Origin of the sequence: Haloactinopolyspora sp. (assembly GCF_027324685.1) — a bacterium.
In the GTDB taxonomy this organism is placed as follows: Bacteria; Actinomycetota; Actinomycetes; order Jiangellales; family Jiangellaceae; genus Haloactinopolyspora.
Genome location: NZ_DAHVSH010000004.1, coordinates 1 through 14,467 on the forward strand (window position 1 = coordinate 1; position 14,467 = coordinate 14,467).

Genomic DNA, 14,467 nt, shown 5'->3' on the forward strand with positions numbered 1-14,467 from the left:
TACCACGCCGCCACAGCGCTGCTCAACGCTCCCGACCGACCCGATGCCATTTTCGCCGCATCCGGGCGCGGCGCCATCAGCGCCATCTGGGCGGCCCGCGACGCTTCGTTGACCGTGCCCGACGACGTCGCCATCCTCGGCTGCGGCAACCTGCCGGAGAGCTTGATCACGCAACCGACTCTGAGCACGGTCGGCCCACCGGCCGCAGACGATTTCACCGAAGTGGCTCGCCTGCTCTTCGACCGCATCGCAGCCGGCGTCCCCTCGAAGGGCCATGAGGTCACCGAACCCTGGATCTACAACCGCCGTGCCTCGACATAGATCGCGACCGGCTCGCCCCCGACGTGAAAGGAGCACCATCATGGCTACTCCCTCTCCCTCTCGCCGTGACATCCTGCGCTGGAGCGGGACCGGTGCCCTGGCTGGCCTGGCAGCGCCGTGGCTGAGCGGCTGCGCTGGCGCGCCACAGGAGGACACCGAAGGAAGCTCCGGGGGTGACGGCGGATCCGGTGAGCAGTTCACCATCTATTGGAACGCCGGGCATGCCTACCCGACCTACGAGAAGGTGATCGCGGAGTTCGAGGAGGCCCACGGCATCACCGTCAACTTCCAGAAGTTCCAGTGGCCGGACCTGCGGACTCGGCTGCTGTCGGACTTCGCGTCGGGAAACGCTCCGGACTTGTGCGAAGACAGCCTCTGGACGCAGGAGTTCGCGATCTCCGGCGACGTCATGTCGTTGCAGAAGTACGTCGACCGCGACGGCGCCGAGATGGGCTTCCCGGACGATTGGCACCCGCGCACCATCTCGCGCAACTCCTACAACGGCGAGGTGTACGGCATTCAGCTGCATCTGACGTGCACGATGCTGTTCCACAACCGGACGATGTTCGACGACGCCGGCCTGGAGGTGCCGACGACGTGGGACGAGTTTCTCGACGCAGCCACCAAGCTGACCGGCGACGGTGTGTACGGGGTCGCGCTCAACCAGGACCACAGTTACAGCTGGCCGTGGCTGTTGCAGAACGGTGTGCGCTTCTACGACCCCGACACGAAGGAGCTGTTGACGCCGCACGACAAGGCTGCCGAAGCATTGCAGTTCCAGGCGGACCTGGTGCACAAGCACCAGGTCGCGCCGGTGCCCACGCCCGGCACTGACTACTCCGGGCCACAGAAGCTGTTCTCGGCCGGGCGGGCAGCGATGATCCTGACCGGTCCGTGGGACCTGTTGCCGATCGAGGAGACCAGCCCGGACCTCGAGTACGGCGTCGTGCCTGCGCTGAAGCAGGTCGAGCAAGCCACGATTCAGGCCGGCTCGAGCATGTTCGTGCCGGCCAAGTCGAAACACCCGGACCTGGCGTGGGACTTCATCAAGCGGATCACCGCGCTGGAAGTCGAGACAGCGACCACCGAAGAAGTCGGCATGCTGATGCCGCGTCAGTCGTGGCGAGAGGAACCGGTGGTGCAGGACGACGAGCGCTACGCGGCCTTCGCCGAAGGCTTCGACTACGCCATCGACTTCACCGAGCCGCTGCAGCTGACTGGGAAGAGTGGCGAGATCGTGGAGCTGTACAAGACCCTGTACCAGGACGTCGTCATGAACAACGCCCCGGCGACCGAGGCGCTGGACGCGTTCTTGACCGCTGGCGAGAAGGCGCTGGCGGGGTAGCCTATGCGGCGATTGACACCCGGGCCGCCGCGCCGTGCTCGTCGCGGGCGACTGGCCGCCCTGTTCGCGCCGTCGCTGAACCGGCGGTACGTGCTCACGGCATACGCCTTCCTGATTCCGGCGTTCGCGTTCTTCGCGCTGATGTTCTACCTGCCGATCGCGAACATCATCTCGAATTCGCTGTACACCGGGCCGCAGGCGGATCAATTCGCGGGACTGGAGAATTACACGCGGGCTTTCGGTGACGAAGGTGTGCAGAACTCGTTCGTCATCACCGTCATCTTCGGCGCGGGAACGACCATCGGCGCCATCGTCATCGGCCTCGCACTGGCGCTGCTGCTCAATCAGCGCTTGCGGGGGCGGGTGATGTTCCGGGCCGCGTTGCTGGTGCCGTACTTGACGTCGGTGGCGATCGTCGGATTGCTGTGGCGCAACATCCTCGACCCTCAATTGGGCATTCTGAACCGCGTGCTGATCGACCTGGGGCTGCCGACCCAGTCATGGCTGAACACGCACCCGCTGGCGACCATCATCGCGGTGACGTTGTGGATGACCGTCGGCTACACGATGGTGCTGTTCCTGGCCGGGTTGCAGGGCATCCCGATGGAGTACCACGAGGCCGCGACGGTGGACGGGGCGGGGCCGTGGCAGCGGTTCTGGCGAATCACGCTCCCGTTGCTGACGCCGACCACCCTGTTCGTGTCGGTCATGGCCGTCATCAGTGGTTTGCAAGCGTTCGGGCAGGCCTACATCATCACCGGCGGTGGGCCGGCCAATGAGACCGATCTGTACATCTTCCACGTGTTCAATGTCGCGTTCACATCCCGCGACTTCGGCTACGCCTCGGCGTTGTCGTTCCTGTTGTTCATCGTGATCGTCATCTTCACGGTGATCCAGTTGCGCGTCGGCCGGCGAAACGAGGTGCAGTACTGATGCGCGACGAACCGACTCGGGCCGGAAAGATCGGCAGCTATGTCGTCCTGATCGTGGTCAGTGCGGTGACCGTGGTGCCGCTGCTGTACATGGGCGCCTTGTCGCTGCAGACCGAGGCCGAGACGTTGTCGGCCGACCCGGTGCTGTGGCCGCAGACCCCGCAATTCGGCAATTACACCGAATTGTTCGAACGCGCCCCGTTCGGTCACTTCATCGTCAACAGCCTGGTGGTCGCCGGTGGGATCACGCTGGCACACCTGATCTTCGATCCGCTGGTCGGCTATGTGTTCGCGAAATTCCGGTTCCCGCTACGGAACACGCTGTTCATGGCATTGCTGGCGACGTTGATGATGCCGTTGTTCGTGCGCATGATCCCGCTGTACGTGATGATGTCCAACCTCGGCTGGCTGAACAGTTATCAGGCGCTGATCGTGCCGTTCTTGATGGACGCGTTCGGCATCTTCTTGATGCGTCAGTTCATTCAGCCGATTCCGGACGACCTCATCCAGGCCGCGCGTATCGACGGGGCGTCGGAATTGCGGATCTACGCCCGCGTCATCTTGCCGCAAGTCAAACCCGCGCTAGCCGTTCTCGGCCTGTTCACGTTCGTGTTCCAGTGGAACGAGTTCCTGTGGCCGTTGATCGCGACCACGACCGAGCAGATGCGAACCATCCCCGTCGGGCTCACCTTGTTCAACCAGGAATACTTCACCCTGTGGCACCTGACGGCGGCCGGGTCGGTGATCCTGTTCGTGCCGACGGTGTTGTTGTTCCTGTTCAGCCAACGCTATTTCGTCCGCGGCATCACCCTGAGCGGACTCAAGTGACCTCATCGCAGTACCTGGGGGAGGACCCGTATGGCCGTGGAGCCGGCTGATCAGCCCAACGTCATCGTCGTGTTCACCGACCAGCAACGCTGGGACACCACCGGCGTGCACGGCAACCCGCTGGGGTTGACACCGGAGTTCGACCGGATGGCGCGCTCGGGTACCCACGTCGCGCAGGCATTCACCCCGAACCCGGTGTGTGCGCCGGCGCGAGCGTCGATCCAGACCGGCCAATACGGCACCGAGAACGGTGTGTACCGCAATGCGATCGCGCTGCCGGCCCACGCCCGCACCTTGGCGCATCACTTCGGCGACGCGGGCTACAGCACCGGGTACATCGGCAAGTGGCACCTGGCCGAGGCCGAGCCCGTACCGCGTTCGCAACAGGGTGGCTACGACAGGTGGCTGGGCGCCAACGTCCTGGAATTCACCTCCGACGCGTACAAGACGATCGTCTTCGACGAGAACGAGTCGCCGGTCCTGCTCCCGGGTTACCGGTCGGATGCGTTGTTCGACGCTGCCATCCGGTTCGTCGGCGATCACAGCGACGTCGGCGGCGCGGGCCGGCGTCCGTTCTTCCTGTTCCTGTCCGTCATCGAGCCGCACCATCAGAACGAGATCGACGCCTATCCCGCGCCGGAGGGGTACGAACAGCACTACCAGGGCCGGTGGATGCCGCCGGACCTGGCGGCGTTGTCAGCGCACGGCGGTACCGCACACCAGCATCTGGGTGGTTACTGCGGCCAGATCCGCCGGGTGGACGAGGGCCTGGGCCGGTTGCTGGACGCCTTGCGCAGCCTCGACATCGCCGACGACACCATCGTGGCGTTGACCTCGGATCACGGATGTCACTTCAAGACGCGCAACGACGAGTACAAGCGGTCGTGCCACGATGCCTCGATCCGGGTGCCGATGGCGTTGCGCGGCCCCGGCTTCGACGGGGGCCGACTCATCGACCGTCCGGTCAGCACCATCGACGTGCCGCCGACCCTGCTCGACGCCGCCGGCATCGAAGTCCCCGCACAGATGCAGGGCCGGTCGTTCCTGCCGCTGGTACGCGATCCGGACGCCGCGTGGCCCGGCGAGGTCTTCATCCAGGTGAGCGAATCCGAAGTCGGCCGCGGGATCCGCACCAGCCGGTGGAAGTACTACGTCGCCGCACCCGATGCGCATCCATGGGACGACGCCGCCGCCGGCCGTTACGTCGAGACCGCGCTGTACGACTTGGCCAACGACCCACACGAGCTGGTGAACCTGGCCGGTTCCGCCCCGCACCGGGCGGTTGCCGACGATCTGCGAACACGGTTGGTCGCCCGGATGGTCGAGGCCGGCGAGCCCCAGCCGGTGATCGAGGCGGCACCGACGGCGCCGGCGTCGAGCCAGCGCCGAGTCGACCCACAGGTCCACACGTCCGGCCTGAAGCCGACGCGACTCGGCCACCAACCACCGCCGCGGTGATCGTTGGCGCGATGTGGTGGCCCTGGCAGCCAGTGCGCGCCAACGATCACTCAGGAGGCTTGCGACACCGAGGACATGTTGAAATCGGGAACGCGCAGGGTCGGCATCGCCGTACGGGGGAAGTAGTCGCCCCACTCACGGCTGAACGCCGGAACCGTCGCGCCGGCTTTCGAGAAGCGGTCGAGCACGGAGATCGGGCTCTCGTTGAACCGGAAGTTGTTCACCGCGCCGACGACCTCGCCGTTTTCCACCAGGTAGACGCCGTCGCGGGTGAGCCCGGTCAACAGCAGGTTCTGCGGGTCGACGGCGCGGATGTACCACAGGCAGGTCAGCAGGAGGCCGCGGTCGACGTCGGCGACGAGGTCGTCGATGCCCCCGCGCGCTCGTTGCACCGTGAGTCCCAGGTTGTCCACGACCGGCGTGGTCTCCAGGCCGGTCAGGGCCGCCGAGTGCCGGGTGGTCAACAGCGCCTTCAGCTCACCGTCGGCGATCCAGTCGGTACGCCGGACCGGCAGGCCGTTGTCGAAAACGCTGGATTCACTCGACGATGCGTGGGCCATGACGACGGGAGCGCATTCCAGCCCCGGGGCGGCCGGATCGGACCACAACCAGATCGGCCGAGATGAGAGTTGTTCGCCGACGCGGGTCCCGTGGCCCGGGCGGCCGTAGACCGTGCGGCCTTCATGAGCGTCGCGCGCACTCATCGTCCAGTAGGCGTAGATCATCAAGTCGGCGACGGCCGTGGGCGGCAGGATGGTGTCGTAGCGGCCCGCGGGCAACTCGATGCTGCGCTTGGCCCAGTCCAGCCGGGTGGTCAGTTCGGCGTCCAAGGCGGCCACGTCGACGTCGGACATGTCTCGCGACGCCCGGCCGACCCAGGCCGAGCGGGTGCGGTCACTGGACTTGCCGGTGACACCGATGTGCCCGGACGGTTGTTCGTGGCGCACGCGCAGGCCGGTGGACGAGCCCAGATACGTCGTACGCACGGCGTGCTCGACGTAGCCGTACAGGAGCCGGCGCTCGTCGTCGGCACGACCGAACGCGTCGCCGAGGTCATGCGCGATCTCGCCGAACACTCCGGGCGTCGTCACCCCGGGCGGATCGGACCAGTCAGCGGCGGCCGCACCCTCGACGAGGGGGTTGGCGTCGTCGGCCGGCCCGTTGTCGCGAGCGGCTTGCTCAGCCGCGCGTACGACGGTTTCCAGTGCCTCTCTGGTCACGGCGCTGCGGGCCACGACACCGGAGGAGGTGCCGGTGCTACCGGCGAGGGTCGCCACGACGGTGACGTTGCGGGCGGTGGTCATGCCGTTGGTCGTCAAGGCGTTGTTGGCCCAGCGCAGATTCGCCGTCGACACGTCGTCGACGAGCACGATCATGCCGTCGGCCTTCGACAGCTCGAGGCAGCGCTCGACGATGTCCTGCGGGGTCGTACGGGTCGTCGGCATGCTCACTGCCCGCCTTCTTCTGCAGTGTTGAGGACACGGATGTTGCGGAAGAGCGCGGACGGGCAGCCATGCGAGACCGGCGCGATCTGTCCAGGCTGCGCCTTGCCACAGTTGAACGCTCCGCCCAGGACGTAGGTCTGCGGTCCACCGACCGCGGCCATGGACCCCCAGAAGTCGGTGGTGGTGGCTTGGTAGGCGACATCGCGTACCTGCCCGTCCAACTCGCCGCCGCGGATGCGATAGAACCGCTGGCCGGTGAATTGGAAGTTGTAGCGCTGCATGTCGATCGACCAGGATTTGTCGCCGACGATGTAGATGCCGTCATCGACCTGCGAGATCAACTCGTCCGTGGACGGGCCGCCGTCGGACGGCTGCAGCGAGACGTTCGCCATCCGCTGGACCGGGACGTGCCCGGGGGAGTCGGCGAAGGCACACCCGTTCGACCTGCTGGTGCCCAGCGCACTGGCGTTCGCGGCGGCCATCGCGCGGTCGAGCTGGTAGCCGACCAGGGTGCCGCTGCTGATGATGTCCCACTTCTGCGCCTTGACGCCCTCGTCGTCGTAGCCGATGGTCGACAGCCCGTGAGGGGTGGTGCGATCGCCGGTGACGTGCATGATCGGTGTGCCGTAGCGCAAGGTCCACAGCTGGTCGAGAGTCGCGAACGAGGTGCCGGCGTAGTTCGCCTCGTAGCCCAGGGCGCGGTCGAGCTCGGTCGCGTGCCCGATGGACTCGTGGATGGTCAGCCAGAGGTTGGTCGGGTCGATGACGAGGTCGTAATGCCCGCCGCGGACGCTGGGAGCAGCGAACTTCTCCGCCAGCAGCGGGCCCAGCTCGTCGAGCGCGGCGCCCCAGTCGACGACGCCGTCGGCGCCGGTCGCGTACTCCCAGCCCCGACCGGCCGGCGCTGCGAGCGTGGCCATGGTCTCGAACCGGCCGCTGTCGGCGTCGACCTTCAGCGCCTCGAACTGCGGATGGATGCGCACCCGTTGCTGGGTGGTGACGGTGCCGTGGCTGTCGGCGTAGAACTTGTTCTCTTGGACCTGCTGCAACGATGCGGTGACGTGGTCGACGTCGTCTTGGGCGAGGACCCGCACCGAATTCCCGACCATCCGGTCGATCTTCTCGGTGTCGGGCACGTCGAACGGGCTGATCTCGTAGGCCGACACCCAGGTGACATCGGGGTACACCGGCTCGGCGGCCAGCTCGACCCGAGTCGGACTCAGCTCTCGTGACACCTTGGCCAGATCGACCGCCTGCTCGGCGGCTTTGACGGCCTCGTCCGGCGTCAGGTCGACGGCCGCGGCGAAGCCCCAGGTGCCTTGATGCAGGACGCGGACGGCGAAGCCGACGTCCTCGCCGTCGCGGCTGCCCTCGAGCTTGCCGTCGCGAAATGACAGGTCCTGGGTGCGGATCCGCTCGAACCGGAAGTCGGCGTGTTCGGCGCCCAGGTCGGCAGCTCGCTGCAGTGCGGCGTCGGCCAGCGAACGCATCGGTAGGGCCAGGAACGCGGGATCGATCTCATGCGGCACGAGGGCGAGCCTAGACCAGACCCCGGGCTCTGGGCATCGGCATTGTCCGCTCCGGTGGGGTGCGGGCGCGCCGAGTCAGGTCGTACGGGTCGTCGCGGCGGCCTGACCGGTGAGGAAGTCGTCGACCGTCTCGGGCTCGAGAACTTCCTCGATGACTGCCATCGCCGCACCATGGATACCGGCTTCGTCGCCGAATCGGGCCCGTTCCACGCGCAGGCGGCTGGTCGCCGCCGGCACCGCTCGGTGGTAGATGCTCTCGCGGATGCCGGTGAACAAATGGTCTTCGGCGTCGGCGAGGTAACCCCAGACGGTGATCACCTCAGGGTTGAGCAGGTTGATGACGCTGGCCAGCGCCGTCCCGACGTCTCGCCCAGCGGCGCGCACGGCTTGGGCTGCCTCGACGACGCCTTCGCGGGCGAGCCTGGCCACATCGCGAGCACTGGGTGCGTCGTGCCCGGCCGCGCTCAGGGTCGCAGCCAGCGCCCCTCCACCGGCCACGACGTTCAGGCAACCGCGGTTGCCGCAGGCGCAGCGGTCGTCCCGCCCGGGGACGTGGGTGTGCCCGATCTCGCCGGCCAGACCCGCGGCACCGCGCACGACCGAACCGTTGATGACGAGACCACAACCGATGACGGTGCCGACCTTCACGCACACGAACACGTCGGCATCGGGCCAGAAGGTCCGTTGCTCACCGAGGGCGAGCAGGTTCACGTCCTGGTCGACGTAGGCGGGGACGCCGAAGGCGGCCGAGAGGCGACGGGCGATCGGGTAGTCCAGCCAGGACGAGTTGGGTTCGGGTCCGGCCGGCGCCGCGGTGGCCAGTTCGACCTTGCCGGGCAGACCGATGCCGATGCCGTACACCGTCGCGGGGTCGACGCCGATCTCGTCGCAGGCGCGGACCAGCTCGTCATGTATCGCGGTGACGACGCGGTCCGGTGGCGACACGATGCCCAGATCGAGTACCCGGCTCCACCGGACCTGGGCGTCGAGGTTCGTCACCGCCACGCGAGTGCCGGACACACCGACCTGGACCGCCAGGACGGCGCCACCGTCCCCGTTGAACTCCAACACCGTGGCCGGCCGCCCACGGCCGTTCGTGACCGGTGTGGTGGGTTTGACCAGTCCAGCTTTGGTCAGTCGGTCGACTCGTTCGGCCACGGTCGATCGAGCCCACCCCATCTGCGCCGCGAGCTCGCTGGTGGTTCGGGCCTGACCGCGGCGGATGAGGTTCAGTAGAGCACCGGATCGGGCCGTGCGCAGCCGCGACTGTGAACTGGGTGCTTCGCCGTCCCGATGCCCCCGGTCCATCTCCTCGCCCCCTTCGTGGTCGTCGCTGGCACGGTCCAGCCAGCGTATCCGCCGCCTCGATGGGCGGTCGACACTATTGTGTCGGTCGCCAACAACTTTACGTTGACAATCGACATAAATACCCCCTAGCGTGCTCCGCATCACATTCGCCGCAGGCGGTTGGGGTCGGCGATCACCAGCCGGGACGTGATCGTCCCGGGGAGGGGAGATCAATGCGAAAGGGGATGCGCTTTTCAGCGATGGTCGCCGCGGCCGCGTGTGCTCTCAGCGGCTGTGTCGTGACGCCGAAGACTTTTCAGGCCGCTGACGGCAAGCAGACGCTCACGGTGTGGTCCTACATGGGTGAGGATCCGAGCCTGGTGGCGCTGAAAGATCAGTTCCTCGAGACCCACCCCGACGTGGAAGTCGAGTTCGTGGCCGTTCCGATCAACAGCTTCGGGCCCAAGCTCGTCGCGGCCGCCGCTCAGGGTGAGGGACCGGACGTCATCGTCGGCAACCCGGTAGCGGACTTCTCACTGACGGCGGCCGGGGGGACCTACGCCGACATCACCGAGCAGGTCGAGCAGTCCGACAACGTCGCCCAACTCGCCGACCAAGCATTGTGGCGGGACGACGACGGCCGGGTGCTGGCGCTGCAGTGGCGCTACAACGTGCTGGGGCTGTGGTTCAACCGCACGATCCTCGACGAGTACGGCCTCGAGGCGCCCGAGACGATCGACGAACTGGACGCTGCACTCGACGTCATCGCGAACGACGGGAAATACCAGGGCATCACGCTCGGCGCGGATCCGACCCTGCAGAGCACGTGGGCCCTCATGCAATGGCTGCTCCCCGAGGGCGTGAACTACTGCAACCTCGACTCACCGCGCACCGTCGAGGTCCTGGACATGATCAACTCCTGGCGGCTCGAGGGAGCCATGCCGGCCGACATCTCCACGGTCAGCGTCAACATCGCGTTTCAGCGTTTTCTCGCCGGTGACACCGCCTTCGTCGAAGGCGGCAGCTGGGAGTTGCGCAACCTGATGGCCGCCGACCCGGATTTCGAGGTCGGGACCGCGCCCATGCCCGGCGGCCGCGACGGCAGCGGCATCTCGTTCGCCGGCGAGTCGGTCGCTGTCGGCGCATTCGCGGACCATCCAGATCTGGCCTGGGAGTTCATCGACACGGCCTTCATGTCCGAAGCGGGTCAACTGACGACCTTCGAGCTCATCGGGGCCATCCCGACCCGCGATGATGTGCGCGCGGACCCCCGCGTGGGTGAGCACCCGATTTCCGGCCCGTTCGTCACCCAGCTCGACCCAGCCAATCTGCGGCCTTGGCCGGACAACGTGCGAACGCTCGATGCCCAAACGGATCTGGGCGTCGTCTTCTCCAACATGCTCGCCGGCGCGCTGACACCTGCCGAAGCGGCTGAACAGGGTCTGGAGCGAGTCCAGACGGCTTTCGAACGGGGGAACGGTGGCTGCTGACAACCTCTCCCGCGCACCGGGGCGTGGACGCGCACTGACCGGAATCGGCGGGCCGCGGATGGCCATGTTCGTCGTCCCGGCCCTGGTCCTGCTCGCCGCATTCACGATCTATCCGATCGTCAACCTGTTCCAGATGGCGCTGACCGAGGTCGGGGCCGCCAACTTGATGAGCGACTGGGGCTGGGTCGGCCTGGCGAACTTCGGCCCGGTGCTGACTGGACCGGAGTTCTGGCAGTCGCTGCGGGTGACGGTCGTGTTCAGCCTGCTGATTCTCGTGGTCAACCTGGTCCTGGGGTTCGTCTTCGCGAATCTGCTGGCGGTTCGCTCACTCGACGCGGTCTTCACGCAAGGGCTGATGATCTTCGTGTGGGCCTTGCCCTCAGTCGTGAACGGCAACATCTGGCGGTTCCTGTTCGCCCCTGACGGTGCGGTGAACCGAGGGCTCGGCCTGGTCGGCATCGACCCCGTCAATTGGCTGGGCGACCCGTTCCTCGCCTTGGTGACGTTGTCGTTCATCGCCTGTTGGGCCAGCCTGCCGTTCTCGGTCATGATCTACCGGGCTGCGCTGCTGGCGATCCCCAACGAGGTCTTCGACGCCGGGGCCGTCGACGGAGCGAGCGTCTGGCAGATCCGGCTGCGGATCGTGATTCCGCTGCTCCGCCCGACGATTCTCATCTTGGCGATCCTGAACCTGATGTACGGCTTCCGCAGTTTCGAGTACGTCTACGTGGTCACCTCGGGCGGTCCGGGCGATGCCACGACGACGCTGCCGTACCTGGCCTATCGGGAGGCCTTCCAGAAGTTCGACTTCAGCGCCGGTGCGGTCGTGGCGATCTTGGGGATGCTCGCGGTCGCCCTGCTCGGGCTCGCCTATCTGCGGGCGATCCGCAGGGAGGAGGCACTGTGAACAGGTATCACAGGCAGGGAACCGGGGCGTACCTCGGCCGTGGCGTCATTCTCCTGCTGTATGCCGTCCCGCTGGTGTGGGTGCTGGCGACGTCGCTGAAGTCCGAGGGCGCGGTGCTGACCGACCCGTCGGGTCTGCGTTTCACCCCGACCCTGGAGCAGTACTCCAACCTGCTCCCCACGATCTGGCCGTCGGTGCTGAACTCCGCGCAAATCGCGGTCGGCACGGTCGCGCTGACCCTCGGGCTGGCAGTTCCGGCGGCCTACGGTCTGGCGCGGCGGCGTACGCCTGGGTGGACGAAGGCGGTGGCCGTTCTGTTGGGCGCGTTCATCCTGCTGCAGATGGTTCCGCAGCCGATGACCCTGATGCCGCTGTACCGGATCCTGGCCGGGTGGGGGCTGACGAACACGATCATCGGCCTGGTCGTCGTGAACTCGGCCTTCATGCTGCCGTTCGCCATCGTCTTGCTGCGGCCGTTCTTCCAGTCCATCCCGAGTGACTTGGAGGAGGCGGCGGCGCTCGAGGGAGCTTCGCTGTGGCGGACGTTCCGCTCGGTCATCTTGCCGCTGGCCAGCAATGGTGTCATCACCGTCGGTGTCATGGTGTTCATGCTGGCCTGGGGGGAGTTCCTCTACGGGACCACGTTCCTGACCGAGCCCGACGCGTATCCGGTCGGCGCGCTGCTGGTGTTGCAGACGAGTCTGTACGGCACCCAGTGGGGACGCCTGATGGCGTTGAGTGTGCTCATCTCGCTGCCGATCCTCGTCGTCTTCCTGTTCGCCCAGCGGCGCCTGCTGGAGGGCATGTTGAGCGGGGCGATCAAATGAGTCGGCAGGACCAGCCCGAACCACGGGTGGTCCTGGTCGGGACGCTGGACACGAAAGGCGACGAGTACGACGTCCTGCGCAGCCGGCTCCAGGCCGCCGGGGTGGGGGTGAGCCTGATCGACGTGGGGGTGCTCGGTTCGCCCGGGATCCGGCCCGACATCGACAGCGAGCAGGTCGCCCGGGAAGCAGGGGCCGACCTGTCGACGCTTCGTGGCAACGGCGACCGAGGCCAGGCCATCGCGACCATGGCCGACGGTGCCGCACGCATCGTGCGGCGGCTGGTCGAGACAGGGCAACTCGATGGTCTGCTGGTCGCCGGCGGGTCCAACGCGGGCACGATCTTCGCCTCGGTCGCGCCGATGCTGCCGTTCGGGACGCCGAAGGTGCTGCTGGCGACCATCGTGGCCGGGGAGACGAGGCCCTACATCGGTGACTCGGACGTCACCATGATCTACCCGGTCGTCGACATCGCCGGGCTGAATGTTCTGTCGCGCCAGGCGTTGGCGAATGCAGCCGGAGCGCTGGCGGGCATGGTGCGCGCGAACCAGGACCACGATCCCGGCACCGGCGGGCGGAGAGTCGTGGCAGCGACGATGTTCGGCGTCACCACGGCGGGTGTCACCGCGGCCCGCAAGCAGCTGGAGGCATACGGCTACGAGGTGCTCGTCTTTCATGCCAACGGCCAGGGCGGCGCAGCGATGGAGCACCTGATCCGGCAGGGCCGTATCGACGCCGTCCTGGACCTGACCACGACCGAGATCGCCGACGAGCTCGTTGGCGGGGTGTGCTCGGCCGGGCCCGCACGGCTGACGGCGGCAGCCCGGGCAGGAATTCCGCAGGTCGTGAGCCTCGGCGCGCTCGACATGGTCAACTTCGGCCCGTCAGCGACCGTGCCGGAGTCGTTCCGGCAGCGGCGGCTGTACCAGCACAACGACAACGTCACCCTCATGCGGACCAGCCCGGCGGAGTGCGCAGCGATCGGCACCCGGATCGGCGATGCTCTCGCGATGGCACCGGAGGGACACGCCCGGGTGTACGTGCCTCGAGGCGGGTTCTCCGCGATCTCCGGCCCGGGCGGGATCTTCCACGATCCGGAAGCCGACCAGGCCTTGATCGACGCTCTGCACCGCCGCGCGGCGTCCACGACGCCCATCGTCACCTCGCCGAAGCACATCAACGACGAGGACTTGGCTCGCGACATGGCCGATGCCCTGCATCACATGCTGTCCGCGAGCCTCCATGTAGATCAACCACGAGGGAACAGGCAATGAGCAGAACCGAGATCGTGCAGCGACTTCGAGACAAGGTCGACCAGGGCCGGGCCATCGTCGGCGGTGGCGCCGGGACCGGGCTGTCGGCGAAGTGCTCCGAGATGGCCGGATTGGACTTCATCGTCGTCTACAACTCGGGGCGGTACCGCATGGCCGGTCGCAGTTCGATGGCCGGGCTCATGCCGTACGGGGACGCGAACGCGATCGTCATGGAGATGGCCGACGAGATCATTCCGGTGGTCGGCCCCGACTTTCCGGTGGTCGCCGGTGTGTGCGGCACCGACCCGTTCCGCTCCATCCCGCGCTTCCTACGCACCGTCCGCGACGCCGGGTTCGCCGGGGTGCAGAACTACCCGACGGTGTGCCTGTTCGACGGGATGATCCGGGCCAACCTCGAGGAGACCGGGCTCGGGTTCGACCGTGAGGTGGAGATGATCGCCCACGCTCACGAGCTCGACCTGTTCACGGCGAGTTACGTGCACTCCGAGGCCGAAGCGCGGGCGATGGTCGACGCTGGGGCCGACGTCATCGTGGCGCACGCCGGCCTGACCACCAGTGGCACCATCGGCGCGCAGACGGCGTGGACGATGGCGGAGTCGATCGACTTCGTCACGCGCATCCTCGCCACGGCCACGGCAGCCCGCCCGGACGTGCTGGTCCTGGCGCACGGTGGGCCGATCGCACAGCCGGGCGACGTCGCCGAGGTCCTGCGTGCCGTGCCCGGCCTGCACGGCTTCCTGGGTGCGTCGAGCATGGAACGCCTGCCGACCGAGGTCGCCCTCGTGGAGCAGATGAAGAGTTTCCTCGATCTGCAGGTCGGAGGCTGA

Annotated in this window: 13 protein-coding genes; 10 read left to right on the plus strand and 3 right to left on the minus strand. The window is 67.1% G+C overall.

The window, feature by feature from the left end; all coding sequences use genetic code 11:
- The 5 genes from M6444_RS00710 to M6444_RS00730 all read left to right on the plus strand — a co-directional run.
- Nucleotides 1–321, plus strand: a 321-nt coding sequence (locus M6444_RS00710) for a substrate-binding domain-containing protein (protein ID WP_298321893.1), incomplete at its 5' end; no start/stop codon positions are given.
- Between the two features lie 40 nt (nucleotides 322–361).
- A complete protein-coding gene (locus tag M6444_RS00715; protein ID WP_298321895.1) occupies nucleotides 362–1,666 on the plus strand; it encodes a sugar ABC transporter substrate-binding protein in 1,305 nt (434 codons plus the stop codon).
- 12 nt (nucleotides 1,667–1,678) lie between these two features.
- Nucleotides 1,679–2,599 carry a sugar ABC transporter permease gene (locus M6444_RS00720; RefSeq protein ID WP_298321897.1) on the plus strand — a complete coding sequence of 307 codons (921 nt, stop codon included), beginning with the start codon at nucleotides 1,679–1,681 and terminating at the stop codon, nucleotides 2,597–2,599.
- On the plus strand, nucleotides 2,599–3,426 hold the full coding sequence (locus M6444_RS00725) for a carbohydrate ABC transporter permease (RefSeq protein WP_298321899.1): 828 nt from the start codon (nucleotides 2,599–2,601) through the stop codon (nucleotides 3,424–3,426). Before M6444_RS00720 ends, M6444_RS00725 begins: the two co-directional genes overlap by 1 nt.
- A gap of 30 nt (nucleotides 3,427–3,456) precedes the next feature.
- Nucleotides 3,457–4,884: a sulfatase-like hydrolase/transferase gene (locus M6444_RS00730; RefSeq protein WP_298321901.1), complete on the plus strand. Its 1,428-nt coding sequence runs from the start codon at nucleotides 3,457–3,459 to the stop codon at nucleotides 4,882–4,884.
- A 50-nt stretch (nucleotides 4,885–4,934) separates the two neighbouring features.
- On the opposite strand, the gene M6444_RS00735 is transcribed toward M6444_RS00730, so the two are convergent.
- The 3 genes from M6444_RS00735 to M6444_RS00745 all read right to left on the minus strand — a co-directional run bounded on the left by M6444_RS00735 (nucleotide 4,935) and on the right by M6444_RS00745 (nucleotide 9,166).
- Nucleotides 4,935–6,329 carry a metallopeptidase TldD-related protein gene (locus tag M6444_RS00735; RefSeq protein ID WP_298321903.1) on the minus strand — a complete coding sequence of 465 codons (1,395 nt, stop codon included), beginning with the start codon at nucleotides 6,327–6,329 and terminating at the stop codon, nucleotides 4,935–4,937.
- Nucleotides 6,330–6,331: 2 nt separating this feature from the next.
- Nucleotides 6,332–7,858, minus strand: a complete 1,527-nt coding sequence (locus tag M6444_RS00740) for a TldD/PmbA family protein (RefSeq protein WP_298321905.1) — start codon at nucleotides 7,856–7,858, stop codon at nucleotides 6,332–6,334.
- 75 nt (nucleotides 7,859–7,933) lie between these two features.
- The gene (locus M6444_RS00745; protein ID WP_298321908.1) at nucleotides 7,934–9,166 is read right to left on the minus strand and encodes an ROK family transcriptional regulator; all 1,233 of its coding nucleotides are present in this window, start codon (nucleotides 9,164–9,166) and stop codon (nucleotides 7,934–7,936) included.
- 278 nt (nucleotides 9,167–9,444) lie between these two features.
- On the opposite strand from M6444_RS00745, the gene M6444_RS00750 reads away from it, so the two are divergent.
- The 5 genes from M6444_RS00750 to M6444_RS00770 are packed head-to-tail and all read left to right on the plus strand — an operon-like array spanning nucleotide 9,445 to nucleotide 14,467.
- Nucleotides 9,445–10,635: an extracellular solute-binding protein gene (locus M6444_RS00750; RefSeq protein ID WP_298321910.1), complete on the plus strand. Its 1,191-nt coding sequence runs from the start codon at nucleotides 9,445–9,447 to the stop codon at nucleotides 10,633–10,635.
- A complete protein-coding gene (locus M6444_RS00755; protein ID WP_298321912.1) occupies nucleotides 10,625–11,542 on the plus strand; it encodes a sugar ABC transporter permease in 918 nt (305 codons plus the stop codon). The genes M6444_RS00750 and M6444_RS00755 overlap by 11 nt, the downstream gene beginning before the upstream one ends.
- Entirely contained in the window at nucleotides 11,539–12,369 is an 831-nt protein-coding gene (locus M6444_RS00760) for a carbohydrate ABC transporter permease (RefSeq protein ID WP_298321914.1), read from the plus strand. Before M6444_RS00755 ends, M6444_RS00760 begins: the two co-directional genes overlap by 4 nt.
- Nucleotides 12,366–13,640: a Tm-1-like ATP-binding domain-containing protein gene (locus M6444_RS00765; protein WP_298321916.1), complete on the plus strand. Its 1,275-nt coding sequence runs from the start codon at nucleotides 12,366–12,368 to the stop codon at nucleotides 13,638–13,640. The genes M6444_RS00760 and M6444_RS00765 overlap by 4 nt, the downstream gene beginning before the upstream one ends.
- Entirely contained in the window at nucleotides 13,637–14,467 is an 831-nt protein-coding gene (locus M6444_RS00770) for a phosphoenolpyruvate hydrolase family protein (RefSeq protein WP_298321917.1), read from the plus strand. The genes M6444_RS00765 and M6444_RS00770 overlap by 4 nt, the downstream gene beginning before the upstream one ends.